The following is a 21,305-nucleotide window of genomic DNA, read 5'->3' on the forward strand; positions in this document are numbered from 1 at the left end:
ACGATCGTTCTACCCTCTAATCATGAACAAGACATCGACTACAGCTGTGCAGGACAAAATCCTGCAAACCGCCGAGCAACTGATCTACACCAACGGAATTCATGCCATGGGCATGGACTTGCTCGTGCGTACTTCCGGCGTGGCACGCAAAAGCATCTACCGATATTACGCCACCAAAGAAGACGTAGCCGTGAACGCATTGAGCGCACGCGACGTTCGCTGGATGAACTGGTTTCGTACTGAGACCGATAAGGCCACGAGCCCTGAAGCGCGCATTCTCGAAATGTTCACCGTGCTCAAAGGCTGGTTTGAATCGGAAGGCTTTCGTGGCTGTGCATTTATCAATACGGCAGGTGAGATCGGCGATGCTGAAGATCCGATCCGACAGTTAGCAAAAGCTCACAAGCAGAAGCTTTTTGACTACGCGCTGGAGCTGGCCCAGCAATTGAACATCGAGCAGCCCGAAGCGCTGGCCAAACAACTGCTGATCCTGATCGACGGCGCCATCACCCTCGCCCTGGTGATGGGCGACCACAGTGCTGCCGACAGCGCCCGCGACATGGCGCAAGTACTCCTCAAGTCTGCCCTGAAAAATTCTGCTCCCCCTGCAAACTGATCATCCACTGCTCGCCCAGAGGTTTTGCCATGTCATCCAGCACTGAAACCCGCCCGCCTTTGCCGCCCTTTACTCGGGAGTCTGCAATCCAGAAAGTTCGTCTGGCCGAGGATGGCTGGAATGGCCGCGATCCAGAGAAAGTCGCATTGGCCTACACACTGGACACCAAATGGCGCAACCGCACCGAATTCGCGACTAACCGTGACGAGGCCAAAGCCTTCCTGACTCGCAAATGGAAAAAGGAACTGGACTACCGGTTGATCAAAGAATTGTGGGCCTTCACCGACAATCGTATCGCCGTGCGCTACGCCTACGAATGGCACGATGACTCGGGCAACTGGTTCCGCTCATATGGCAACGAAAACTGGGAGTTCGACGCAAACGGCCTGATGGCCAACCGCTTTGCCTGCATCAACGACATGCCGATCAAAGAGTCGGAGCGCAAGTTCCACTGGCCGCTGGGTCGCCGTCCGGATGATCATCCGGGGTTGTCTGAATTGGGGTTGTAACAGAAAGCTCCGTTGCCCATGGCACCGCGCTGACTCTCCGCAAACATTGGACGTGTAGGAGGTGCCGAAGGCTGCGAAGCCGTCATGCTGAGACACCGCAATCGCAGCCTTCGGCAGCTCCTACAAGGTGCAATCTGTCATACGCACGCCCAACAAAAGCCCGCAGCGAATGAACGCTGCGGGCTTTTTCGTTTAGCCGGATGAAGCGAGTTGGCTAGAAAGGAATATCGTCATCGAAGCTGTCGAAATCGGCGGCCGGCTGTGGCGCTTGTTGCTGTGGAGCCGGACGGGATTCGCGTTGCGGCTGCTGCTGTGGCGCGGACTGTTGCGGACGCGACTGCTGAGGACGTGGAGCGGAGTTCTGATAATTGCCGCCACCTTGCCCCTGAGGAGCGCCGTCGTTTTGTGGACGGCCGCCCAGCAGTTGCATGGTGCCCTGCATGTCGACGACGATTTCAGTCGTGTAACGCTTGATACCGTCTTTTTCCCACTCGCGGGTCTGCAGCTTGCCTTCGATGTAGACCTGGGAACCCTTGCGCAGGTATTCGCCAGCGATTTCGGCGACTTTGCCGAACATCGACACACGGTGCCATTCGGTCTTTTCGACTTTCTGGCCGGTCTGTTTGTCAGTCCACTGTTCGCTGGTTGCCAGACTCAGGTTGGTCACGGCATTACCGTTAGGCAGGTAGCGAACTTCGGGATCCTGGCCGCATGTGCCGACCAATATAACTTTGTTAACCCCACGGGCCATAACGTTCTCCTAGGCTTCGCACGCTTGGGTCGATGGGTTGACCATCCGTTCCAGAGACGCGCGATCCAATAGTTTTGTATCCAATTTGATATAGATGGCTGCCTCTTCGGCAACCACCACTGCATCCGTTACGCCTTCCACGGCCTTGAGTCTGTCTACCAGGCCCGCATCACGCAGGGCTTCAGGCGACAAGGGCAGACGCAGGCTCGTCACGTAAGGCGGTTCACGCATGGTCACTGCAACCGCTAGCCAGATGGCGGCCATCGCAGCACCACCAAGGAACACCACGTCGAGCCCGCCATGCTGGAACAACCAGCCGCCGAGTATCCCACCTGCGGCCGAGCCAAGGAACTGGCTGGTGGAATAAACCCCCATCGCCGTACCTTTTCCGCCAGCCGGTGAGACTTTGCTGATCAATGACGGCAAAGACGCTTCCAGCAGGTTGAACGCGATGAAGAATACCACTGTCCCGATGACCAGTGCTCGTAACGTGTTCCCAAACTCCCAGAAGAATAGTTCAGTGAGCATCAATACGGCGACCGCGCCGATGAGCACACGCTTCATCTGACGCTTTTTCTCACCATAAATAATGAATGGGATCATTGCGAAAAATGAAATCAACAGCGCCGTGAGATAGACCCACCAGTGCTCTTCCTTGGGCAAACCGGCTTTTGTCACCAGCGCCAGCGGCAAGGCCACAAAGCTTGACATGAGCATCGCGTGCAACACGAAGATACCCAAATCCAGTCGAAGAAGATCAGGATGACGCAAGGTCGGCCCTAACGCCTGACGTGCTACTCCCGATTCCCGGTGCTGCAAGGTGACGGTATTTTTCGGCACCACGAACGCGACAATGAAAATCCCCACCAAGGCCATCGCACCGGTCGCGAGGAACAGGCCGGACAAGCCAAAGGCGCTGGTCAGGATCGGCCCTACGACCATCGCAATCGCAAAGGACAGGCCAATGGTCATGCCAATCATGGCCATTGCCTTGGTGCGATGCTGCTCCCGGGTCAGGTCCGAGAGCAAAGCCATGACCGCGGCGGAGATAGCACCGGCCCCCTGCAGGATGCGTCCGGCGATGATGCCCCAGATCGAATCCGCGCTGGCTGCCAGGACGCTGCCCAAGGCAAAAATGATCAAACCAAAATAGATAACAGGACGCCGTCCGATACGGTCGGAAATAATCCCGAAAGGAATTTGCAGGAACGCCTGGGTCAGGCCATAGGCACCGATTGCCAGCCCGATCAACGCCGGGCTCGCTCCCGCCAGGTCCATGCCATAGGTCGCAAGCACGGGCAGCACCATGAACATGCCGAGCATGCGAAACGCAAATACCAGCGCAAGACCGCCTGCTGCGCGGGTCTCGCCGCCGCTCATTCTCTCGCTGTGGGGATCGTGCATGGAAAAACCTCGTGTGAACCGGCGGCGATTCTACCAGTCCCATCGATTGACGGGGTATATCGCGACGCTATGACACGCCTAGATGACACAGTCTTCATTTACGGCTAAGACAGCTATCCAGATAGTGTGCATCCATCCAGTGTTTTTCCGTATACTCCTACGTTTTCGACGCCCGCCGTGCGAGGCCATTTTGGACAAGATCCTGATTCGTGGGGCTCGAACCCACAACCTGAAGAACATTGACCTGACCCTGCCACGCGACAAGCTGATCGTCATTACCGGGCTTTCCGGTTCTGGCAAATCATCGCTGGCATTCGACACCCTGTACGCCGAAGGGCAACGGCGCTATGTCGAATCCCTGTCCGCATATGCCCGGCAGTTCCTTTCCATGATGGAAAAGCCGGACGTCGACACCATCGAAGGTTTGTCGCCAGCAATTTCCATCGAGCAAAAATCGACATCCCACAACCCGCGCTCAACCGTGGGCACTATCACCGAGATCTACGACTACCTGCGTCTGCTTTATGCACGCGTTGGTCAGCCTCGTTGCCCGGATCACGACATTCCGCTGGAAGCGCAAACCGTCAGCCAGATGGTTGACCTGGTGATGGCGCAACCTGAGGGCAGCAAATTGATGCTGCTGGCCCCGGTGATTCGTGAGCGCAAGGGCGAGCACTTGTCAGTGTTCGAAGAGCTGCGCGCACAAGGCTTCGTCCGCGCTCGGGTAGATGGCCGTTTGTGCGAACTCGATGAGCTGCCAAAGCTGGATAAACAGAAGAAGCATTCCATTGATGTGGTTGTCGACCGCTTCAAGGTGCGTGCCGATCTGCAACAGCGTTTGGCGGAATCTTTTGAGACCGCACTGAAACTGGCTGACGGTATAGCTTGGGTTGCGCCAATGGATGACGAACCCGGCGAAGAGATGATTTTTTCTGCCCGCTTCGCCTGTCCAGTCTGCGGCCACGCCATCAGCGAGCTGGAACCCAAACTGTTTTCCTTCAACAACCCGGCTGGTGCATGTCCGACGTGCGACGGCCTGGGCGTTAAGCAGTTTTTCGATATCAAGCGTCTGGTAAACGCAGAGCTAACCCTGGCTGAAGGCGCCATACGCGGCTGGGACAGGCGAAACGTGTATTACTTCCAGATGCTTGGCTCGCTGGCCAAGCACTACGATTTCAGTCTGGAAGTACCGTTCAAGGAACTGCCAGGTGACATTCAGAAAACCCTGCTTAATGGCAGCGGCTCGCAGAATGTCGACTTTCGCTATTTGAACGATCGCGGTGACATCGTCAAACGTGCCCATCCATTCGAAGGCATCGTACCCAACCTAGAACGTCGCTATCGGGAGACCGAATCAGCGACTGTGCGCGAAGAACTAGCCAAGTTTCTGGGCACGCAGCCTTGCCCGGATTGCCGCGGTACACGCCTGCGTCGCGAGGCGCGTCACGTATGGGTTGGCGAAAAGACGCTGCCTGCCGTTACGAACATGCCAATCGGCGATGCAACCGACTATTTCGGTGAGCTGAAGCTGACAGGACGTCGTGGTGAAATCGCTGACAAGATCCTTAAGGAGATTCGCGAGCGTCTCGAGTTCCTCGTCAACGTTGGTCTTGATTACCTGACGCTGGATCGCAGCGCTGACACGCTCTCGGGCGGTGAAGCGCAGCGTATCCGGTTAGCCAGCCAGATTGGTGCGGGGCTCGTCGGTGTCATGTACATCCTCGACGAACCCTCGATTGGCCTGCACCAGCGAGACAATGACCGGTTGCTAGGCACCCTCAAGCACCTGCGTGACATCGGCAACACGGTGATCGTGGTCGAGCACGACGAAGACGCGATTCGCCTCGCAGACTACGTGGTCGATATCGGCCCGGGCGCTGGCGTGCACGGCGGGCACATCGTTGCCGAGGGGACGCCGGATGAGGTCATGTCGCACCCCGACTCACTCACCGGCAAGTATCTTTCCGGCCGGGTGAAGATCGCAGTGCCGGCCAAACGTACGCCGCGTAACAAGAAGCTGTCACTGACCCTCAAGGGTGCCCGCGGCAACAACTTGCGTAACGTCGATCTGGAAATCCCCATTGGCTTGCTGACCTGCGTGACCGGTGTTTCAGGCTCGGGAAAATCGACGCTGATCAACAACACGCTGTTCCCGCTCAGCGCGACCGCCCTGAACGGCGCGACGACGCTGGAAGCTGCGACCCACGACAGCATCAAAGGTCTGGAACACCTGGACAAGGTTGTCGACATCGATCAAAGCCCGATTGGCCGTACGCCTCGCTCCAACCCGGCAACTTACACCGGTCTGTTCACGCCGATCCGCGAGCTGTTCTCCGGGGTGCCTGAATCGCGCTCCCGTGGATACGGTCCAGGGCGCTTCTCTTTCAACGTCAAAGGCGGTCGCTGCGAGGCATGTCAAGGCGATGGCCTGATCAAGGTTGAGATGCACTTCCTGCCGGATATCTACGTGCCGTGCGATGTGTGCAAGAGCAAGCGCTACAACCGCGAAACCCTTGAGATCAAATACAAGGGCAAGAGCATCCACGAAGTGCTGGAAATGACCATCGAAGAAGCACGCGAGTTCTTCGACGCGGTTCCAGCCCTGGCGCGTAAGCTCCAGACTTTGATGGATGTAGGCCTTTCATATATCAAGCTGGGTCAGTCTGCGACTACGTTGTCTGGCGGCGAAGCTCAACGGGTGAAGCTGTCCCGCGAGCTGTCCAAGCGCGATACCGGCAAAACGCTGTATATCCTCGATGAGCCGACCACAGGCCTGCACTTCGCAGATATCCAACAACTGCTGGACGTCCTGCATCGTCTGCGTGACCACGGTAATACCGTTGTGGTCATTGAGCACAACCTTGACGTGATCAAGACTGCCGACTGGCTTGTGGACCTTGGTCCGGAAGGCGGTTCCAAAGGCGGACAGATCATTGCCGTGGGTACGCCGGAGCAAGTGTCTGAAATGGAGCAATCCTACACAGGCCACTACCTCAAGCCTCTGCTGCTCAGAGACAAAGCCTGACATTGTCCAACCGCTAGAATCAAAAAGCCCCTGTCACGTAAAGTGCAGGGGCTTTTTTATGCGGCTTGTATTGTCTACAGAATCAGAATTGCGATTGCAGGTAGTTTTCCAGGCCGATGGTCTTGATCAGACCCAGCTGCTTTTCGAGCCAGTAGGTGTGATCTTCTTCGGTATCGTTCAACTGAACACGGAGGATTTCGCGCGTTACGTAATCCTTGTGCAGCTCGCAGAGCTCAATTCCCTTGCACAGCGCAGCACGGACTTTGTATTCGAGACGCAGGTCCGCAGCGAACATCTCAGGCACTGTAGTACCGACATCGAGATCGTCCGGGCGCATGCGCGGAGTACCTTCGAGCATCAAGATACGACGCATCAGGGCATCGGCGTGCTGTGCCTCTTCTTCCATCTCGTGATTGATACGCTCATAGAGCTTGGTGAAGCCCCAGTCTTCGTACATACGCGAATGAACGAAATATTGGTCACGCGCTGCCAATTCGCCCACCAGCAGCGTATTGAGATAATCGATTACTTCCGGGTGGCCTAGCATCGCCCACGTCTCCTGCCTGAAAGTGCATAGTCTGAACCAACCGCTCGCTCAGGTCACTGTCCCAAGTGATAAAAATCGACAAAAAGCAGTGAAAAATCGGTGATCAGATACGAAAAACCGCCCAAATGAGGGCGGTTCCGTTTATCACTTAGACTTACATAAGCGATACGCCCAATGCTTTCGCAATGCCCTCGCCGTAAGCGGCATCAGCCTTGTAGAAATGCTGCAACTGGCGCTGCACTACATCGTTGGAAACATCCGCCATCGTGCCTGCAATATTGTTAATCAGCAGTGCCTTCTGATCGGCACTCATCAGGTTGAACAACTTGCCCGCCTGACTGTAATAATCGCCATCTTCACGATGATCATAACGGTCAGCTGCGCCGCTCAGGGCCAGAGATGGCTCAGCATAGTGCGGAGCCTGCTTCGGTGCGTCTGAGTAGCTGTTAGGCTCGTAGTTAGGCCCTGAGCCACCGTTGGTGCCGAAAGCCATCGCACCATCACGCTGGTAGCTGTGAACCGGATTTCTGGGCGCGTTGATTGGCAAGTGCTGGTGATTGGTACCTACTCGGTAGCGATGCGCATCAGCGTACGCGAAAACGCGACCCTGCAGCATGCGATCCGGAGACAGGCCTACACCAGGGACCATGTTGCTCGGCCCGAAAGCCGCCTGTTCAACTTCGGCAAAATAGTTGAGCGGGTTGCGATTGAGCTCAATCTCTCCGACCTCGATCAACGGATACTCTTTCTGCGACCACGTTTTGGTCACGTCGAAAGGGTTTTCGTGATGAGCTGCAGCCTGAGCTTCGGTCATCAACTGAATGCAAACGGTCCACTTCGGGAAATCGCCTTTTTCAATGGCGGTGAACAAGTCGCGCTGAGCGTAATCCGGATCGGCTCCGGCGATACGTGCAGCATCCGCAGGGGTCAGGTTCTTGATGCCTTGCTGGGTCTTATAGTGCCATTTGACCCAGTGACGCTCACCAGCAGCGCTGATCAGGCTGTAGGTGTGGCTACCGAAGCCGTGCATGTGACGATAACCATCCGGAATACCGCGATCCGAAAACAGGATCGTGACCTGGTGCAACGCCTCAGGCGAATGAGACCAGAAGTCCCACATCATCTGGGCATTTTTCAGGTTGGTCTGCGGCTGGCGTTTCTGAGTGTGAATGAAGTCCGGGAACTTCAGTGGGTCACGGATGAAAAACACCGGCGTGTTATTACCCACGATGTCCCAGTTGCCTTCCTCTGTGTAGAACTTAAGCGCGAAACCGCGTGGATCGCGCTCAGTGTCTGCCGAACCACGTTCGCCACCGACAGTGGAGAAGCGCAGGAAAATTGGAGTTTGCTTACCCACTGTATTGAACAGGTTAGCGCTGGTGTATTGAGTGATGTCGCGGCTGACAGTGAAAGTACCGTGAGCGCCCGAACCTTTCGCATGTACTCGACGCTCAGGGATGTTTTCACGGTTGAAATGGGCAAGCTTCTCGATCAGATGAAAATCATCAAGCAGCAACGGTCCACGAGGACCGGCAGAGCGGGAATTCTGGTTATCAGCTACAGGTGCGCCGCTGGCGGTGGTGAGAGTCTTGGGCTGGCTCATTAACAATTTCCTCTGGCATAAACGACCGGCTAATCGGCATGGGAGGGATTATTGTCCAATCCTCTAACACAACAAAGCTTATTAAATCTTTGCAACCAATAGCGAAAGCTAATAATAGGTTGTCCATTTCTGAAAACAAAAAACCGGGCACTAGGCCCGGTTTTTTGTTTCAGACTGACGTCTTACTCAGCGGATACAGCTTCGCCGCCAGCAGGACGATCAACCAGCTCGACATACGCCATTGGCGCGTTGTCGCCAGTGCGGAAACCGCACTTCAGGATGCGCAGATAGCCACCCTCGCGGGTTGCATAACGCTTGCCCAGATCGTTGAACAGCTTACCAACGATTGCTTTCGAACGAGTACGGTCGAAAGCCAGACGGCGGTTAGCCAGACTGTCTGTTTTAGCCAAAGTGATCAGCGGCTCAGCAACGCGACGCAGTTCTTTAGCTTTCGGCAATGTAGTTTTGATCAGCTCGTGCTCGAACAGCGACACCGCCATGTTTTGGAACATGGCCTTACGGTGGGAGCTAGTCCGGCTCAGGTGACGACCACTTTTACGATGACGCATGGTTCATTCCTTACCAAACACAACGTTCGGTGATTACGACGATCAGGCAGTCGCCTTGTCGTCCTTCTTAAGACTTGCCGGCGGCCAGTTGTCGAGGCGCATGCCGAGGGACAGACCACGGGAGGCCAGGACGTCTTTGATCTCAGTCAAGGACTTCTTGCCAAGGTTTGGAGTCTTCAACAGTTCTACTTCGGTGCGCTGAATCAGGTCGCCGATGTAGTAAATGTTCTCCGCCTTGAGGCAGTTGGCCGAACGTACAGTCAGTTCCAAATCGTCAACCGGACGGAGCAGGATCGGATCGATCTCGTCTTCCTGTTCGATTACCACTGGCTCACTGTCACCTTTGAGGTCGACGAACGCAGCCAACTGCTGTTGCAGAATGGTTGCAGCGCGGCGGATAGCCTCTTCAGGATCCAGAGTACCGTTGGTTTCCAGATCAATAACCAGCTTGTCCAGGTTAGTACGCTGCTCGACACGGGCGTTTTCCACCACGTATGCGATACGGCGAACCGGGCTGAACGAAGAATCAAGCTGCAAGCGACCAATGCTGCGGCTTTCATCTTCATCGCTCTGACGCGAGTCTGCCGGTTCATAACCACGACCACGAGCTACGGTGAGCTTCATGTTCAAGGCGCCGTTAGACGCCAGGTTAGCGATTACGTGATCGGGGTTAACGATCTCGACATCATGATCCAGCTGAATATCGGCAGCGGTAACCACCCCCGAACCCTTCTTCGACAAGGTCAGCGTAACTTCGTCTCGACCGTGCAGCTTGATAGCCAGACCTTTAAGGTTCAACAGGATTTCAATGACATCTTCCTGTACACCTTCGATGGCGCTGTACTCATGGAGTACACCGTCAATCTCGGCCTCGACTACTGCACAGCCGGGCATGGAGGACAACAGGATGCGGCGCAGCGCGTTGCCCAGGGTATGGCCAAAACCACGCTCGAGAGGCTCGAGAGTAATCTTGGCGCGGGTTGGACTGACAACCTGCACATCAATGTGGCGGGGTGTCAGGAACTCATTTACCGAAATCTGCATGGATGCACCTATTTTCTAGCCCTTACTTGGAGTAGAGCTCGACAATCAGGCTTTCGTTGATGTCGGCGGACAGATCACTGCGAGCTGGAACGTTCTTGAAAACGCCCGATTTCTTCTCAGTGTCTACTTCTACCCATTCTACGCGGCCACGTTGGGCACACAGATCGAGAGCCTGGACGATGCGCAGTTGGTTCTTGGCTTTCTCGCGGATAGCAACCACGTCACCGGCACGAACCTGATACGACGGAACGTTAACGGTTTTGCCGTTCACGCTGATCGACTTGTGCGAAACCAATTGACGGGATTCAGCACGAGTCGAGCCGAAGCCCATACGGTATACAACGTTATCCAGACGGCATTCGAGCAGTTGCAGCAGGTTCTCACCAGTAGCGCCTTTCTTGCCGGCAGCTTCTTTGTAGTAACCGCTGAATTGACGCTCGAGTACGCCATAGATACGACGAACTTTTTGTTTCTCACGCAGCTGGGTGCCGTAGTCGGACTGACGGCCACGGCGCTGGCCGTGGATACCTGGAGCTGCTTCGATGTTGCACTTGGATTCGATCGCGCGAACGCCGCTCTTCAGAAAGAGATCGGTGCCTTCACGACGAGCAAGCTTGCATTTTGGACCAATGTAACGAGCCATTTTCTACAGTCTCCTGGATTACACGCGGCGCTTCTTCGGCGGACGGCACCCGTTGTGCGGGATTGGCGTCACGTCGGTGATGCTGGCGATCTTATAGCCACAGCCGTTCAATGCACGGACAGCAGACTCACGACCTGGACCTGGACCTTTGACGTTAACGTCGAGGTTCTTCAGACCATATTCCAGCGCAGCTTGACCAGCACGTTCAGCAGCTACTTGAGCAGCGAACGGCGTGGACTTGCGAGAACCGCGGAAACCCGAACCGCCGGAGGTAGCCCAGGACAGCGCGTTACCTTGACGATCGGTGATGGTGACGATTGTGTTGTTAAAAGAAGCGTGGATGTGGGCGATGCCATCAACCACCGTCTTTTTAACTTTTTTACGAGGACGAGCAGCAGGTTTTGCCATGACTAAATTCCTGTCGTTGCGCTAATGCGATTACTTGCGGATCGGCTTACGCGGACCTTTGCGAGTACGCGCGTTAGTCTTGGTACGCTGACCGCGTACTGGAAGACCACGACGATGGCGCAGACCGCGGTAGCAGCCCAAGTCCATCAAGCGCTTGATTTTCATGTTGATTTCGCGACGCAGGTCACCTTCAGTGGTGAACTTCGCCACTTCGCCACGCAGTAGTTCAATCTGCTCGTCGCTCAGATCTTTGATCTTTGCCGCTGGGTTAACCCCAGTGGTTGCACAGATTTTATGTGCAGTGGTGCGACCAACACCATAGATGTAGGTCAGCGAGATAACAGTATGCTTGTTATCTGGAATGTTAACGCCTGCAATACGGGCCATTCAGTGGGACTCCAATTGACAGCTACCTACGCCCCGGAAGCCAAGAAATAGGGCGCGAGATAATATCGCTGTAATAACAAATAATCAACCCAGCAGCGCACTAGCTGCTGGGCTTAAGCACAGATCACACTCAGCCTTGGCGCTGTTTGTGACGTGGTTCCGCGCTGCAAATTACTCGAACAACACCTTCGCGGCGAATAATCTTGCAGTTGCGGCACAGCTTTTTCACCGATGCACGAACTTTCATTACCAGCTCCTCGAACCTTATGGGTACATCAGCGCAACATGCCGCTGCCGTAGCCCTTCAGGTTGGCTTTCTTCATCAGGGATTCGTACTGGTGCGAAACGAGGTGCGATTGTACTTGGGACATGAAGTCCATCACAACCACTACCACGATCAGCAACGAGGTCCCGCCAAGGTAGAACGGTACGTTTGCTGCAACCACCAGGAACTGGGGCAACAAGCAGACGGCCGTCATATATAGAGCACCGAACATGGTCAAGCGGGTCAGAACGCCATCAATATAGCGCGCAGACTGCTCACCTGGACGGATACCCGGAATAAAGGCACCGGACTTCTTCAGGTTTTCCGCTACGTCTTTCGGATTGAACATCAACGCCGTATAGAAGAAGCAGAAGAAAATAATCCCTGCACTAAACAGCAGAATATTCAACGGCTGACCAGGAGCGATCGACTGCGAGATGTCCTGCAACCAGCCCATACCTTCAGACTGACCAAACCAGGCACCCAACGACGCCGGAAACAGCAAAATGCTGCTCGCGAAAATAGCTGGAATAACGCCAGCCATATTCACTTTCAGCGGCAAGTGGCTAGTCTGCGCAGCAAAAACCTTACGGCCCTGCTGACGCTTGGCGTAGTGAACAGCAATACGACGCTGACCACGCTCAATGAACACCACGAAACCGATAATCGCTACTGCCAGCAAACCGATAGCAACCAGGGCGAAGATATTGATGTCACCCATGCGTGCAGACTCGAAAGACTGCCCAATCGCTCTCGGAAGACCGGCGACGATACCTGCGAAGATCAACATCGAGATACCGTTACCAACACCGCGCTCGGTAATCTGCTCGCCTAGCCACATCATGAACATCGCACCAGCCACAAAGGTGGTGACAGCAACGAAGTGGAAGCCTATGTCTGCAGAGAACGCGACGCCCTGACCTGCCAGGCCAACGGACATGCCGATAGCTTGAACCAAGGCCAGGACAACGGTGCCGTAGCGGGTGTACTGGCTGATCTTGCGACGGCCAGCTTCCCCTTCCTTCTTCAACTGCTCCAGCTGTGGGCTGACGGCGGTCATCAATTGCATGATAATCGATGCCGAAATGTACGGCATGATCCCCAGTGCAAAAATACTCATCCGCTCCAGCGCACCGCCGGAAAACATGTTGAACAAGCTAAGAATGGTCCCCTCATTCTGTCGAAACAGGTCTGCGAGTCGCTCCGGGTTAATACCTGGAACCGGGATGTGTGCGCCTATTCGGTAGACGATAATCGCCAGGAATAGAAAACGCAGACGAGCCCAGAGTTCAGACATACCGCCTTTGCCGAGCGCAGAGAGAGCACCTTGCTTAGCCATTTATTCCTCGAACTTGCCGCCAGCTGCTTCGATAGCCGCACGCGCACCTTTGGTGGCTGCGATACCTTTGATGGTGACAGCGCGATTAACTTCGCCGGACAGCATGATTTTCACACGCTGTACGTTTTGGTTGATCACGTTGGCATCCTTCAGGGACTGCACAGTTACAACGTCGCCTTCCACTTTAGCCAGCTCGGACAAACGCACTTCTGCGCGATCCATGGCCTTCAGGGAAACGAAGCCGAATTTTGGCAGGCGACGATGCAGCGGCTGTTGACCGCCTTCAAAGCCCGGAGCAATAGTGCCACCGGAGCGGGAGGTTTGACCTTTGTGGCCACGGCCACCAGTCTTACCCAAACCGCTACCGATACCACGGCCCGGACGATGCTTTTCGCGACGGGAACCCGGCGCTGGACTCAGATCATTGAGTTTCATCGATTAACCCTCGACTCGCAGCATGTAGTAAGCCTTGTTGATCATCCCGCGATTCTCAGGAGTATCCAGTACTTCTACAGTGTGACCGATGCGACGCAGACCCAGACCTTTAACACACAGTTTGTGGTTAGGAATGCGACCGGTCATGCTTTTGATCAGCGTTACTTTAACGGTAGCCATGATCAGAAGATCTCCTTGACACTTTTGCCGCGCTTGGCAGCAATAGACTCAGGAGATTGCATAGCCTTCAAACCCTTGAAAGTGGCGTGAACCACGTTTACAGGGTTAGTCGAGCCATAGCACTTGGCCAATACGTTCTGAACACCAGCAACTTCCAACACTGCGCGCATAGCGCCGCCAGCGATGATACCGGTACCTTCAGAGGCAGGCTGCATGTACACCTTCGAAGCGCCATGGGCGGACTTCATTGCGTACTGCAGAGTAGTGCCATTCAGATCAACCTGGATCATGTTGCGGCGAGCAGCTTCCATCGCCTTCTGGATCGCAGCAGGCACTTCACGTGACTTGCCACGGCCAAAACCAACACGCCCTTTACCATCACCAACCACGGTCAACGCGGTGAAAGTGAAGATACGGCCGCCTTTTACAGTCTTTGCAACGCGGTTAACTTGAACCAGCTTCTCAATGTAGCCTTCGTCGCGTTTTTGGTCGTTATTTGACATAACTTAGAACTCCAGCCCGCCTTCACGAGCAGCATCAGCCAGCGCCTTGACGCGGCCGTGGTACTTGAAGCCAGAACGGTCGAAAGCCACTTGTGATACACCGGCGGCTTTCGCACGCTCAGCAACCAGCTGGCCAACCTTAGTGGCCGCGTCGATGTTGCCAGTGGCACCATCACGCAGTTCTTTGTCCAAAGTCGAGGCGCTCGCCAGGACTTTGCTGCCGTCGGCCGAAATGACCTGGGCATAAATGTGCTGCGAAGAGCGGTGCACGCAGAGACGCACGACTTCTAGCTCGTGCATTTTCAGGCGTGCTTTGCGAGCGCGACGCAGTCGGGTAACTTTTTTGACGGTCATTTGCTATGCCCTACTTCTTCTTGGCTTCTTTACGGCGGACGACTTCGTCTGCGTAACGCACACCTTTGCCTTTGTACGGCTCAGGACGGCGGAAGTCGCGGATCTCAGCGGCCACTTGACCAACCAACTGCTTGTCGATACCTCGGATGAAGATATCGGTCTGGTTGGGAGTCTCAGCGGTGATGCCTTCCGGCAGGTCGTAATCCACTGGGTGCGAGAAGCCAAGAGCCAGGTTCAGCACTGTGCCTTTTGCTTGCGCTTTGTAACCAACACCGACCAGCTGGAGCTTACGCTCGAAGCCTTGGCTTACGCCCTGGACCATGTTGTTAACCAGTGCACGAGTGGTGCCGGCCATTGCGCGAGTTTGTTGATCGCCATTGCGAGCAGCGAAACGCAGCTCACCAGCTTCTTCAACAATCTCAACGGACGAATGGATGTTCAGATCTAGAGTGCCTTTGGCGCCCTTCACCGAAAGCTGCTGGCCGACGAGTTTAACTTCGACGCCTGCTGGCAACTTAACGGGGTTCTTAGCTACGCGTGACATGCTTATCCCCCCTTAGAACACTGTGCAAAGCACTTCGCCGCCGACACCGGCAGCGCGCGCAGCACGATCCGTCATCACACCTTTGCTGGTGGAGACGATAGACACACCGAGACCGCCACGAACTTTTGGCAGATCATCGACGGACTTGTACTGACGCAGGCCTGGACGGCTTACGCGCTTCACTTCTTCGATGACTGGACGGCCTTCGAAGTACTTCAGCTCGATAGACAACAGCGGTTTTGTTTCGCTGCTGATCTGATAACCCGCAATGTAACCTTCGTCTTTCAGGACTTTGGCTACAGCAACCTTCACGGTGGAAGATGGCATGCTTACGACGGGCTTTTCAGCCATCTGGGCATTACGGATACGAGTTAGCATGTCCGCTAACGGGTCCTGCATACTCATGGGCTAGACGCTCCTAATACAAAATAATTAGCCTTGCGGCTACAGCTTATCGCCGAGAATTCCGGGCAAATGAAAAACACGGGCTCAGGCGAGCCGGCAATTCTAGGCGTACCCCGGAAATGAATCAAGCCCCAATAGGGGCTTGATTCAAATTCAGGCTTGATTCCGACCAATCGCTTGCGCGACAGGCCGGAATTTCGCGTGAAAGGCGTATTACCAGCTGGCTTTAACCAGACCTGGCACATCACCACGCATTGCGGCTTCACGCAGCTTGTTACGGCCAAGGCCGAACTTGCGGTAAACGCCGTGCGGACGACCAGTGATGCGGCAGCGGTTACGCATGCGCGAAGCGCTTGCGTCACGTGGCTGCTTCTGCAGAGCTACGGTAGCTTCCCAACGCGCTTCTGGACTTGCGTTCAGATCAACGATGATTGCTTTGAGCGCTGCACGCTTGGTGGCGTACTTGGCAACGGTGAGCTGACGCTTCAGCTCACGGTTCTTCATGCTCTTCTTGGCCATTTTCCTACTCCAATCAGTTGCGGAACGGGAATTTGAAAGCACGCAGCAGAGCGCGGCCTTCATCATCGTTCTTGGCAGTGGTGGTCAGGGTAATGTCCAGACCGCGGAGAGCATCGATCTTGTCGTAGTCGATTTCCGGGAAAATGATCTGCTCTTTTACGCCCATGCTGTAGTTACCACGACCGTCGAAGGACTTGGCATTCAGGCCGCGGAAGTCACGAACCCGAGGCAGGGAGATCGAAAGCAGACGATCCAGGAATTCATACATACGATCGCGGCGCAGAGTCACTTTGACGCCGATCGGCCAACCTTCACGGACTTTAAAGCCAGCGATGGATTTCCGAGCGTAAGTCACAACGACTTTTTGACCGGTGATCTTTTCTAGGTCAGCAACAGCGTGCTCGATGACTTTTTTGTCGCCGATCGCTTCGCCCAGACCCATGTTCAGGGTGATTTTAGTAACGCGCGGAACTTCCATCACGTTCGCGAGCTTAAGTTCTTCCTTAAGCTTCGGAGCGATTTCCTTCCGGTAAATCTCTTTTAGTCGTGCCATGGTCTTCTACCTAGCAGTGTTCAAGCATCAACCGCTTTTTGGGTCGACTTGAAGACACGAATTTTCTTGCCATCTTCAACTTTGAAACCAACGCGGTCAGCCTTGTTGGTTGCGCCATTGAAAATAGCGACGTTAGAAGCGTGCAGTGGCGCTTCTTTCTCGACGATACCGCCCTGTACGCCCGACATCGGGTTAGGCTTGGTATGACGCTTTACCAGGTTGATCCCACCAACGACCAGACGGTCGTCAGCGAGAACCTTGAGCACCTTACCGCGCTTACCTTTGTCTTTGCCGGCGATCACGATGATCTCGTCGTCACGACGAATCTTTTGCATGTCGGATCTCCTTACAGCACTTCTGGGGCGAGCGAGACGATCTTCATGAACTTCTCAGTACGAAGTTCACGGGTCACTGGCCCAAAGATACGGGTGCCGATCGGCTCTTGCTTGTTGTTCAAAAGAACAGCAGCGTTGCCATCAAAGCGGATGATGGAGCCGTCAGCACGACGAACGCCATGGCGAGTGCGGACTACAACTGCAGTCATCACTTGGCCTTTTTTCACCTTACCGCGAGGAATTGCTTCCTTAACGGTAACTTTGATGATGTCACCGATACCAGCGTAACGACGATGGGAGCCACCCAGCACCTTGATGCACATAACGCGGCGTGCGCCGCTGTTATCGGCCACATCGAGCATGGATTGAGTCTGAATCATATAATTTCTCCGACCCCTAGTCCTTAGACTTCCACAGCGCGTTCGAGAATATCAACCAGTGCCCAAGACTTGGTCTTGGCTACAGGACGAGTTTCACGAATCGTGACTTTGTCGCCGATGTGGCATTGATTGGTTTCGTCGTGCGCGTGCAGCTTAGTCGAACGCTTAACGTATTTACCGTAGATCGGGTGCTTAACGCGACGCTCGATCAGAACGGTGATGGTCTTGTCCATCTTGTCGCTGACAACACGGCCAGTCAGCGTACGGACGGTTTTTTCGGCTTCAGCCATGATTACTTACCTGCCTGCTGGTTGAGCACAGTCTTCACGCGAGCGATGTCACGCTTAACTTGCGAGAGCAGGTGAGACTGCCCCAACTGGCCAGTTGCTTTCTGCATACGCAGATTGAACTGGTCGCGCAGCAGGCCGAGCAGTTGCTCGTTCAGCTGCTGTGCTGATTTTTCACGAAGTTCATTCGCTTTCATCACATCACCGTCCGCTTAACAAAGGAGGTGGCGAGCGGCAGCTTTGCAGCAGCCAGGGCGAAAGCCTCACGCGCCAGCTCTTCAGAAACACCCTCGATTTCATACAGGACTTTGCCTGGCTGAATCTGGGCAACCCAGTACTCCACGTTACCCTTACCTTTACCCATACGAACTTCGAGGGGCTTTTTGGTTACAGGCTTGTCCGGGAATACACGGATCCAGATTTTACCGCCACGTTTAACGTGACGGGTCAGAGCACGACGCGCTGACTCAATCTGACGGGCAGTGAGACGACCACGAGCAACAGACTTCAGCGCATATTCGCCGAAGCTGACTTTGCTACCGCGCAATGCCAAGCCACGGTTGTGGCCAGTCATCTGCTTGCGGAACTTCGTACGCTTTGGTTGCAACATTTGGCGTACCCCTTACTTAGCAGCTTTTTTACGAGGCGCAGGTGCTTGTGGTTTCAGTTCTTCTTGGCGACCACCAATTACTTCGCCTTTGAAGATCCAAACCTTTACACCGATCACACCGTAAGTGGTGTGAGCTTCGTAGTTGGCATAGTCGATGTCGGCACGCAGGGTGTGCAAAGGCACACGACCTTCGCGATACCATTCAGTACGTGCGATTTCAGCACCGCCGAGACGACCGCTCACTTGGATTTTGATGCCTTTGGCACCAATGCGCATGGCGTTCTGTACAGCGCGCTTCATAGCGCGACGGAACATAACGCGACGCTCCAGCTGCTGAGCTACGCTCTGCGCAACCAACATACCGTCGAGCTCCGGCTTGCGGATTTCTTCGATATTGATGTGCACAGGCACACCCATTTGCTTGGTCAGGTCCTGACGCAGCTTCTCAACATCTTCACCTTTCTTCCCGATAACGATACCAGGACGAGCAGTGTGGATGGTGATACGTGCTGTCTGAGCCGGACGATGGATATCGATACGGCTTACGGACGCGCTTTTTAGTTTGTCTTGGAGATACTCACGCACTTTCAGATCAGCGAACAAATAGTCCGCATAAGTCCGACCGTCTGCGTACCAGACGGAGGTGTGCTCCTTGACGATTCCCAGGCGAATGCCAATGGGATGTACTTTCTGACCCATCTCTTCGACTCCGTTACTTGTCAGCAACCTTGACAGTGATATGGCAAGACCGCTTGACGATGCGATCAGCACGGCCTTTGGCACGTGGCATGATGCGCTTCAGCGAACGCCCTTCGTTGACGAAAACGGTGGAGACCCGGAGGTCATCAACGTCTGCGCCTTCGTTATGCTCGGCGTTGGCTACAGCCGACTCCAGCACTTTCTTCAGGATCTCGGCAGCTTTCTTGTTGCTGAAAGCCAACAGGTTGAGCGCTTCGCCCACCTTCTTCCCGCGGATCTGGTCGGCGACCAAGCGGGTTTTCTGGGCGGAGATTCGAGCGCCCGACAACTTAGCGGCTACTTCCATCGTTCCTTACCCCTTAACGCTTGGCTTTCTTGTCTGCCACGTGCCCACGATAAGTGCGGGTACCGGCAAACTCGCCTAGTTTATGGCCGACCATGTCTTCGTTCACGAGAACTGGAACATGTTGGCGACCGTTATGCACAGCAATGGTCAGACCGACCATTTGTGGCAGGATCATCGAACGACGCGACCAGGTTTTCACCGGTTTGCGATCGTTCTTTTCCGCCGCCACTTCGATCTTCTTCAGTAGGTGAAGATCAATAAAAGGACCTTTTTTCAGAGAACGTGGCACTGTCGTATCCCTCTATTTACTTGCGACGACGGACGATCATTTTGTCGGTACGCTTATTACCACGAGTCTTCGCGCCCTTAGTCGGGAAGCCCCACGGCGATACCGGATGACGACCACCAGAGGTACGACCTTCACCACCACCATGTGGGTGATCAACCGGGTTCATGGCAACACCACGAACGGTTGGGCGAACGCCACGCCAGCGCTTAGCACCAGCTTTACCCAAGGAACGCAGGCTGTGCTCGGAATTCGAGACTTCGCCCAGCGTTGCACGGCACTCGGAAAGCACTTTACGCATTTCACCGGAACGCAGACGCAGGGTCACGTAGACACCTTCACGAGCGATCAGCTGAGCCGAAGCACCAGCGGAACGAGCGATCTGTGCACCTTTACCTGGCTTCAATTCGATACCGTGAACGGTGCTACCAACTGGAATGTTACGCAGTTGAAGAGCGTTGCCCGGTTTGATTGGAGCCAAAGCGCCTGCAATCAGCTGATCGCCAGCACTCACGCCTTTAGGGGCGATGATGTAGCGACGCTCGCCGTCTGCGTAAAGTAGCAATGCGATGTGAGCAGTACGGTTTGGATCGTATTCAATACGCTCGACAGTGGCAGCGATGCCATCTTTGTCGTTGCGACGGAAATCGACCAGACGATAATGCTGCTTATGACCACCACCGATATGACGGGTAGTAATACGGCCATTGTTGTTACGACCACCAGACTTCGATTTTTTCTCGAGCAGCGGTGCGTGAGGAGCGCCTTTATGCAGCTCCTGGTTGACCACCTTGACCACAAAACGGCGGCCAGGGGAAGTCGGTTTGCATTTAACGATTGCCATGATGCACCCCTTCCTTACTCAGCACTGCTGCTGAAATCGAGATCTTGGCCTGGCTGAAGGGAGATAACTGCCTTCTTCCAGTCATTACGCTTGCCCAGACCGCGAGCAGTGCGCTTGCTCTTACCCAGAACATTCAGGGTAGTAACACGCTCTACTTTCACGCTGAACAGGCTTTCGACGGCCTTCTTGATTTCCAGCTTGGTTGCGTCAGTAGCAACCTTGAAAACGAACTGACCTTTTTTGTCTGCAAGAACCGTAGCCTTTTCGGAAACATGCGGGCCAAGCAGAACTTTAAATACGCGTTCCTGGTTCATCCCAGCAGCTCCTCGAATTTCTTCACGGCCGACACAGTGATCAACACTTTGTCGTATGCGATCAGACTAACTGGATCGGAACCCTGTACGTCACGTACATCTACGTGCGGCAGGTTGCGAGCAGCCAGGTACAGATTCTGGTCAACAGCGTCAGACACGATCAGGACGTCAGTCAGGCCCATGCCAGTCAGCTTGTTCAGCAGATCTTTGGTTTTCGGTGCTTCAACAGCGAAGTCCTGAACCACGACCAAACGATCAGTACGAACCAGTTCAGCAAGGATGGAGCGCAAAGCTGCGCGATACATCTTCTTGTTGAGCTTCTGAGAGTGGTCCTGAGGACGTGCTGCGAAAGTGGTACCACCGCCACGCCAGATTGGGCTACGGATAGTACCGGCACGAGCACGGCCAGTACCCTTCTGACGCCATGGGCGCTTACCGCCACCACGAACATCGGAACGGGTCTTTTGCTGCTTGGTGCCCTGACGACCGCCAGCCATGTAGGCTACGACTGCCTGGTGTACCAGTGTCTCGTTGAACTCGCCGCCAAATGTCAGTTCGGAAACTTCGATTGCTTGAGCGTCATTTACATTTAATTGCATGT

33 protein-coding genes are annotated in these 21,305 nt (G+C 54.7%); 3 read left to right on the forward strand and 30 right to left on the reverse strand.

Annotation, left to right across the window (positions count from 1 at the left end):
• The first annotated feature begins 22 nt into the window (after nucleotides 1–22).
• Together CKW31_RS23210 and CKW31_RS23215 are read left to right on the forward strand one after the other, a co-directional pair.
• Entirely contained in the window at nucleotides 23–616 is a 594-nt protein-coding gene (locus CKW31_RS23210) for a TetR/AcrR family transcriptional regulator (protein WP_095100557.1), read from the forward strand.
• A gap of 29 nt (nucleotides 617–645) precedes the next feature.
• Nucleotides 646–1,125 (forward strand): nuclear transport factor 2 family protein, encoded by a 480-nt coding sequence (locus CKW31_RS23215; RefSeq protein ID WP_095100559.1) that lies wholly within the window; start codon nucleotides 646–648, stop codon nucleotides 1,123–1,125.
• A gap of 214 nt (nucleotides 1,126–1,339) precedes the next feature.
• Here CKW31_RS23215 and CKW31_RS23220 read toward each other — a convergent pair whose 3' ends face one another.
• On the reverse strand, nucleotides 1,340–1,876 hold the full coding sequence (locus CKW31_RS23220) for a single-stranded DNA-binding protein (protein WP_027898315.1): 537 nt from the start codon (nucleotides 1,874–1,876) through the stop codon (nucleotides 1,340–1,342).
• Nucleotides 1,877–1,885: 9 nt separating this feature from the next.
• Nucleotides 1,886–3,280 (reverse strand): MFS transporter, encoded by a 1,395-nt coding sequence (locus CKW31_RS23225; RefSeq protein WP_095100561.1) that lies wholly within the window; start codon nucleotides 3,278–3,280, stop codon nucleotides 1,886–1,888.
• A gap of 190 nt (nucleotides 3,281–3,470) precedes the next feature.
• Between CKW31_RS23225 and uvrA the strand changes: the two genes are divergently transcribed.
• Complete coding sequence (uvrA, locus tag CKW31_RS23230) at nucleotides 3,471–6,305, forward strand: excinuclease ABC subunit UvrA (protein WP_095100563.1); 2,835 nt, start codon at nucleotides 3,471–3,473, stop codon at nucleotides 6,303–6,305.
• A gap of 82 nt (nucleotides 6,306–6,387) precedes the next feature.
• On the opposite strand, the gene bfr is transcribed toward uvrA, so the two are convergent.
• From bfr to rplD, 28 genes are all read right to left on the reverse strand, one after another.
• Entirely contained in the window at nucleotides 6,388–6,852 is a 465-nt protein-coding gene (bfr, locus tag CKW31_RS23235) for a bacterioferritin (protein ID WP_027898312.1), read from the reverse strand.
• Between the two features lie 154 nt (nucleotides 6,853–7,006).
• Nucleotides 7,007–8,455 (reverse strand): catalase, encoded by a 1,449-nt coding sequence (locus tag CKW31_RS23240; RefSeq protein ID WP_095100565.1) that lies wholly within the window; start codon nucleotides 8,453–8,455, stop codon nucleotides 7,007–7,009.
• Between the two features lie 182 nt (nucleotides 8,456–8,637).
• Entirely contained in the window at nucleotides 8,638–9,024 is a 387-nt protein-coding gene (gene rplQ, locus CKW31_RS23245) for a 50S ribosomal protein L17 (protein ID WP_008145500.1), read from the reverse strand.
• Between the two features lie 42 nt (nucleotides 9,025–9,066).
• On the reverse strand, nucleotides 9,067–10,068 hold the full coding sequence (gene rpoA, locus CKW31_RS23250; RefSeq protein WP_003176403.1) for a DNA-directed RNA polymerase subunit alpha: 1,002 nt from the start codon (nucleotides 10,066–10,068) through the stop codon (nucleotides 9,067–9,069).
• Between the two features lie 22 nt (nucleotides 10,069–10,090).
• Entirely contained in the window at nucleotides 10,091–10,711 is a 621-nt protein-coding gene (gene rpsD, locus CKW31_RS23255; protein ID WP_025262045.1) for a 30S ribosomal protein S4, read from the reverse strand.
• A gap of 18 nt (nucleotides 10,712–10,729) precedes the next feature.
• Nucleotides 10,730–11,119: a 30S ribosomal protein S11 gene (rpsK, locus tag CKW31_RS23260; RefSeq protein ID WP_002555466.1), complete on the reverse strand. Its 390-nt coding sequence runs from the start codon at nucleotides 11,117–11,119 to the stop codon at nucleotides 10,730–10,732.
• Nucleotides 11,120–11,149: 30 nt separating this feature from the next.
• The gene (gene rpsM / locus CKW31_RS23265) at nucleotides 11,150–11,506 is read right to left on the reverse strand and encodes a 30S ribosomal protein S13 (RefSeq protein ID WP_027898310.1); all 357 of its coding nucleotides are present in this window, start codon (nucleotides 11,504–11,506) and stop codon (nucleotides 11,150–11,152) included.
• A 130-nt stretch (nucleotides 11,507–11,636) separates the two neighbouring features.
• Nucleotides 11,637–11,753: a 50S ribosomal protein L36 gene (gene rpmJ / locus CKW31_RS23270; RefSeq protein ID WP_002555468.1), complete on the reverse strand. Its 117-nt coding sequence runs from the start codon at nucleotides 11,751–11,753 to the stop codon at nucleotides 11,637–11,639.
• 28 nt (nucleotides 11,754–11,781) lie between these two features.
• On the reverse strand, nucleotides 11,782–13,110 hold the full coding sequence (gene secY / locus CKW31_RS23275; RefSeq protein ID WP_027898309.1) for a preprotein translocase subunit SecY: 1,329 nt from the start codon (nucleotides 13,108–13,110) through the stop codon (nucleotides 11,782–11,784).
• Nucleotides 13,111–13,545: a 50S ribosomal protein L15 gene (rplO, locus tag CKW31_RS23280; protein ID WP_027898308.1), complete on the reverse strand. Its 435-nt coding sequence runs from the start codon at nucleotides 13,543–13,545 to the stop codon at nucleotides 13,111–13,113.
• 3 nt (nucleotides 13,546–13,548) lie between these two features.
• The gene (rpmD, locus tag CKW31_RS23285) at nucleotides 13,549–13,725 is read right to left on the reverse strand and encodes a 50S ribosomal protein L30 (protein WP_003186033.1); all 177 of its coding nucleotides are present in this window, start codon (nucleotides 13,723–13,725) and stop codon (nucleotides 13,549–13,551) included.
• Between the two features lie 2 nt (nucleotides 13,726–13,727).
• Nucleotides 13,728–14,228, reverse strand: a complete 501-nt coding sequence (gene rpsE / locus CKW31_RS23290; protein WP_003186035.1) for a 30S ribosomal protein S5 — start codon at nucleotides 14,226–14,228, stop codon at nucleotides 13,728–13,730.
• Nucleotides 14,229–14,231: 3 nt separating this feature from the next.
• The gene (gene rplR / locus CKW31_RS23295; protein ID WP_027898307.1) at nucleotides 14,232–14,582 is read right to left on the reverse strand and encodes a 50S ribosomal protein L18; all 351 of its coding nucleotides are present in this window, start codon (nucleotides 14,580–14,582) and stop codon (nucleotides 14,232–14,234) included.
• Nucleotides 14,583–14,592: 10 nt separating this feature from the next.
• Nucleotides 14,593–15,126, reverse strand: coding sequence for a 50S ribosomal protein L6 (gene rplF, locus CKW31_RS23300; RefSeq protein ID WP_027898306.1), 534 nt, complete (start codon nucleotides 15,124–15,126; stop codon nucleotides 14,593–14,595).
• 12 nt (nucleotides 15,127–15,138) lie between these two features.
• Nucleotides 15,139–15,531 (reverse strand): 30S ribosomal protein S8, encoded by a 393-nt coding sequence (rpsH, locus tag CKW31_RS23305; RefSeq protein ID WP_027898305.1) that lies wholly within the window; start codon nucleotides 15,529–15,531, stop codon nucleotides 15,139–15,141.
• A gap of 213 nt (nucleotides 15,532–15,744) precedes the next feature.
• Nucleotides 15,745–16,050 carry a 30S ribosomal protein S14 gene (rpsN, locus tag CKW31_RS23310; protein ID WP_027898304.1) on the reverse strand — a complete coding sequence of 102 codons (306 nt, stop codon included), beginning with the start codon at nucleotides 16,048–16,050 and terminating at the stop codon, nucleotides 15,745–15,747.
• Between the two features lie 13 nt (nucleotides 16,051–16,063).
• On the reverse strand, nucleotides 16,064–16,603 hold the full coding sequence (rplE, locus tag CKW31_RS23315; protein ID WP_004883677.1) for a 50S ribosomal protein L5: 540 nt from the start codon (nucleotides 16,601–16,603) through the stop codon (nucleotides 16,064–16,066).
• A gap of 20 nt (nucleotides 16,604–16,623) precedes the next feature.
• Nucleotides 16,624–16,938 carry a 50S ribosomal protein L24 gene (gene rplX, locus CKW31_RS23320; RefSeq protein ID WP_002555478.1) on the reverse strand — a complete coding sequence of 105 codons (315 nt, stop codon included), beginning with the start codon at nucleotides 16,936–16,938 and terminating at the stop codon, nucleotides 16,624–16,626.
• Nucleotides 16,939–16,949: 11 nt separating this feature from the next.
• Nucleotides 16,950–17,318, reverse strand: a complete 369-nt coding sequence (gene rplN, locus CKW31_RS23325; RefSeq protein WP_002555479.1) for a 50S ribosomal protein L14 — start codon at nucleotides 17,316–17,318, stop codon at nucleotides 16,950–16,952.
• 23 nt (nucleotides 17,319–17,341) lie between these two features.
• Complete coding sequence (gene rpsQ / locus CKW31_RS23330) at nucleotides 17,342–17,608, reverse strand: 30S ribosomal protein S17 (RefSeq protein WP_002555480.1); 267 nt, start codon at nucleotides 17,606–17,608, stop codon at nucleotides 17,342–17,344.
• A gap of 2 nt (nucleotides 17,609–17,610) precedes the next feature.
• Nucleotides 17,611–17,802, reverse strand: a complete 192-nt coding sequence (gene rpmC, locus CKW31_RS23335) for a 50S ribosomal protein L29 (RefSeq protein WP_002555481.1) — start codon at nucleotides 17,800–17,802, stop codon at nucleotides 17,611–17,613.
• Nucleotides 17,802–18,215, reverse strand: a complete 414-nt coding sequence (gene rplP / locus CKW31_RS23340) for a 50S ribosomal protein L16 (RefSeq protein ID WP_027898303.1) — start codon at nucleotides 18,213–18,215, stop codon at nucleotides 17,802–17,804. Before rplP ends, rpmC begins: the two co-directional genes overlap by 1 nt.
• A 12-nt stretch (nucleotides 18,216–18,227) precedes the next feature.
• Nucleotides 18,228–18,914 carry a 30S ribosomal protein S3 gene (gene rpsC / locus CKW31_RS23345; protein ID WP_003176422.1) on the reverse strand — a complete coding sequence of 229 codons (687 nt, stop codon included), beginning with the start codon at nucleotides 18,912–18,914 and terminating at the stop codon, nucleotides 18,228–18,230.
• A gap of 13 nt (nucleotides 18,915–18,927) precedes the next feature.
• Nucleotides 18,928–19,260, reverse strand: a complete 333-nt coding sequence (gene rplV, locus CKW31_RS23350) for a 50S ribosomal protein L22 (protein WP_027898302.1) — start codon at nucleotides 19,258–19,260, stop codon at nucleotides 18,928–18,930.
• A gap of 13 nt (nucleotides 19,261–19,273) precedes the next feature.
• Entirely contained in the window at nucleotides 19,274–19,549 is a 276-nt protein-coding gene (gene rpsS / locus CKW31_RS23355) for a 30S ribosomal protein S19 (protein WP_002555486.1), read from the reverse strand.
• Nucleotides 19,550–19,565: 16 nt separating this feature from the next.
• The gene (gene rplB / locus CKW31_RS23360) at nucleotides 19,566–20,390 is read right to left on the reverse strand and encodes a 50S ribosomal protein L2 (protein ID WP_003317104.1); all 825 of its coding nucleotides are present in this window, start codon (nucleotides 20,388–20,390) and stop codon (nucleotides 19,566–19,568) included.
• Nucleotides 20,391–20,404: 14 nt separating this feature from the next.
• The gene (rplW, locus tag CKW31_RS23365) at nucleotides 20,405–20,704 is read right to left on the reverse strand and encodes a 50S ribosomal protein L23 (protein WP_002555488.1); all 300 of its coding nucleotides are present in this window, start codon (nucleotides 20,702–20,704) and stop codon (nucleotides 20,405–20,407) included.
• Nucleotides 20,701–21,303 (reverse strand): 50S ribosomal protein L4, encoded by a 603-nt coding sequence (gene rplD / locus CKW31_RS23370; protein ID WP_020290705.1) that lies wholly within the window; start codon nucleotides 21,301–21,303, stop codon nucleotides 20,701–20,703. Before rplD ends, rplW begins: the two co-directional genes overlap by 4 nt.
• Nucleotides 21,304–21,305: the final 2 nt, after the last annotated feature.

Source organism: Pseudomonas sp. Irchel 3A5 (assembly GCF_900187575.1).
In the GTDB taxonomy this organism is placed as follows: Bacteria; Pseudomonadota; Gammaproteobacteria; order Pseudomonadales; family Pseudomonadaceae; genus Aquipseudomonas; species Aquipseudomonas folii.

What these genes read in the sequence shown, in the direction of transcription:
- CKW31_RS23210 (WP_095100557.1), top strand. Translation starts at nt 23, where the DNA reads ATGAACAAGACATCGACTACAGCTGTGCAGGACAAAATCCTGCAAACC.
- CKW31_RS23215 (WP_095100559.1), top strand. Translation starts at nt 646, where the DNA reads ATGTCATCCAGCACTGAAACCCGCCCGCCTTTGCCGCCCTTTACTCGG.
- CKW31_RS23220 (WP_027898315.1), bottom strand. Translation starts at nt 1,876, where the DNA reads ATGGCCCGTGGGGTTAACAAAGTTATATTGGTCGGCACATGCGGCCAG.
- CKW31_RS23225 (WP_095100561.1), bottom strand. Translation starts at nt 3,280, where the DNA reads ATGCACGATCCCCACAGCGAGAGAATGAGCGGCGGCGAGACCCGCGCA.
- bfr (WP_027898312.1), bottom strand. Translation starts at nt 6,852, where the DNA reads ATGCTAGGCCACCCGGAAGTAATCGATTATCTCAATACGCTGCTGGTG.
- CKW31_RS23240 (WP_095100565.1), bottom strand. Translation starts at nt 8,455, where the DNA reads ATGAGCCAGCCCAAGACTCTCACCACCGCCAGCGGCGCACCTGTAGCT.
- rplQ (WP_008145500.1), bottom strand. Translation starts at nt 9,024, where the DNA reads ATGCGTCATCGTAAAAGTGGTCGTCACCTGAGCCGGACTAGCTCCCAC.
- rpoA (WP_003176403.1), bottom strand. Translation starts at nt 10,068, where the DNA reads ATGCAGATTTCGGTAAATGAGTTCCTGACACCCCGCCACATTGATGTG.
- rpsD (WP_025262045.1), bottom strand. Translation starts at nt 10,711, where the DNA reads ATGGCTCGTTACATTGGTCCAAAATGCAAGCTTGCTCGTCGTGAAGGC.
- rpsK (WP_002555466.1), bottom strand. Translation starts at nt 11,119, where the DNA reads ATGGCAAAACCTGCTGCTCGTCCTCGTAAAAAAGTTAAAAAGACGGTG.
- rpsM (WP_027898310.1), bottom strand. Translation starts at nt 11,506, where the DNA reads ATGGCCCGTATTGCAGGCGTTAACATTCCAGATAACAAGCATACTGTT.
- rpmJ (WP_002555468.1), bottom strand. Translation starts at nt 11,753, where the DNA reads ATGAAAGTTCGTGCATCGGTGAAAAAGCTGTGCCGCAACTGCAAGATT.
- secY (WP_027898309.1), bottom strand. Translation starts at nt 13,110, where the DNA reads ATGGCTAAGCAAGGTGCTCTCTCTGCGCTCGGCAAAGGCGGTATGTCT.
- rplO (WP_027898308.1), bottom strand. Translation starts at nt 13,545, where the DNA reads ATGAAACTCAATGATCTGAGTCCAGCGCCGGGTTCCCGTCGCGAAAAG.
- rpmD (WP_003186033.1), bottom strand. Translation starts at nt 13,725, where the DNA reads ATGGCTACCGTTAAAGTAACGCTGATCAAAAGCATGACCGGTCGCATT.
- rpsE (WP_003186035.1), bottom strand. Translation starts at nt 14,228, where the DNA reads ATGTCAAATAACGACCAAAAACGCGACGAAGGCTACATTGAGAAGCTG.
- rplR (WP_027898307.1), bottom strand. Translation starts at nt 14,582, where the DNA reads ATGACCGTCAAAAAAGTTACCCGACTGCGTCGCGCTCGCAAAGCACGC.
- rplF (WP_027898306.1), bottom strand. Translation starts at nt 15,126, where the DNA reads ATGTCACGCGTAGCTAAGAACCCCGTTAAGTTGCCAGCAGGCGTCGAA.
- rpsH (WP_027898305.1), bottom strand. Translation starts at nt 15,531, where the DNA reads ATGAGTATGCAGGACCCGTTAGCGGACATGCTAACTCGTATCCGTAAT.
- rpsN (WP_027898304.1), bottom strand. Translation starts at nt 16,050, where the DNA reads ATGGCCAAGAAGAGCATGAAGAACCGTGAGCTGAAGCGTCAGCTCACC.
- rplE (WP_004883677.1), bottom strand. Translation starts at nt 16,603, where the DNA reads ATGGCACGACTAAAAGAGATTTACCGGAAGGAAATCGCTCCGAAGCTT.
- rplX (WP_002555478.1), bottom strand. Translation starts at nt 16,938, where the DNA reads ATGCAAAAGATTCGTCGTGACGACGAGATCATCGTGATCGCCGGCAAA.
- rplN (WP_002555479.1), bottom strand. Translation starts at nt 17,318, where the DNA reads ATGATTCAGACTCAATCCATGCTCGATGTGGCCGATAACAGCGGCGCA.
- rpsQ (WP_002555480.1), bottom strand. Translation starts at nt 17,608, where the DNA reads ATGGCTGAAGCCGAAAAAACCGTCCGTACGCTGACTGGCCGTGTTGTC.
- rpmC (WP_002555481.1), bottom strand. Translation starts at nt 17,802, where the DNA reads ATGAAAGCGAATGAACTTCGTGAAAAATCAGCACAGCAGCTGAACGAG.
- rplP (WP_027898303.1), bottom strand. Translation starts at nt 18,215, where the DNA reads ATGTTGCAACCAAAGCGTACGAAGTTCCGCAAGCAGATGACTGGCCAC.
- rpsC (WP_003176422.1), bottom strand. Translation starts at nt 18,914, where the DNA reads ATGGGTCAGAAAGTACATCCCATTGGCATTCGCCTGGGAATCGTCAAG.
- rplV (WP_027898302.1), bottom strand. Translation starts at nt 19,260, where the DNA reads ATGGAAGTAGCCGCTAAGTTGTCGGGCGCTCGAATCTCCGCCCAGAAA.
- rplB (WP_003317104.1), bottom strand. Translation starts at nt 20,390, where the DNA reads ATGGCAATCGTTAAATGCAAACCGACTTCCCCTGGCCGCCGTTTTGTG.
- rplW (WP_002555488.1), bottom strand. Translation starts at nt 20,704, where the DNA reads ATGAACCAGGAACGCGTATTTAAAGTTCTGCTTGGCCCGCATGTTTCC.
- rplD (WP_020290705.1), bottom strand. Translation starts at nt 21,303, where the DNA reads ATGCAATTAAATGTAAATGACGCTCAAGCAATCGAAGTTTCCGAACTG.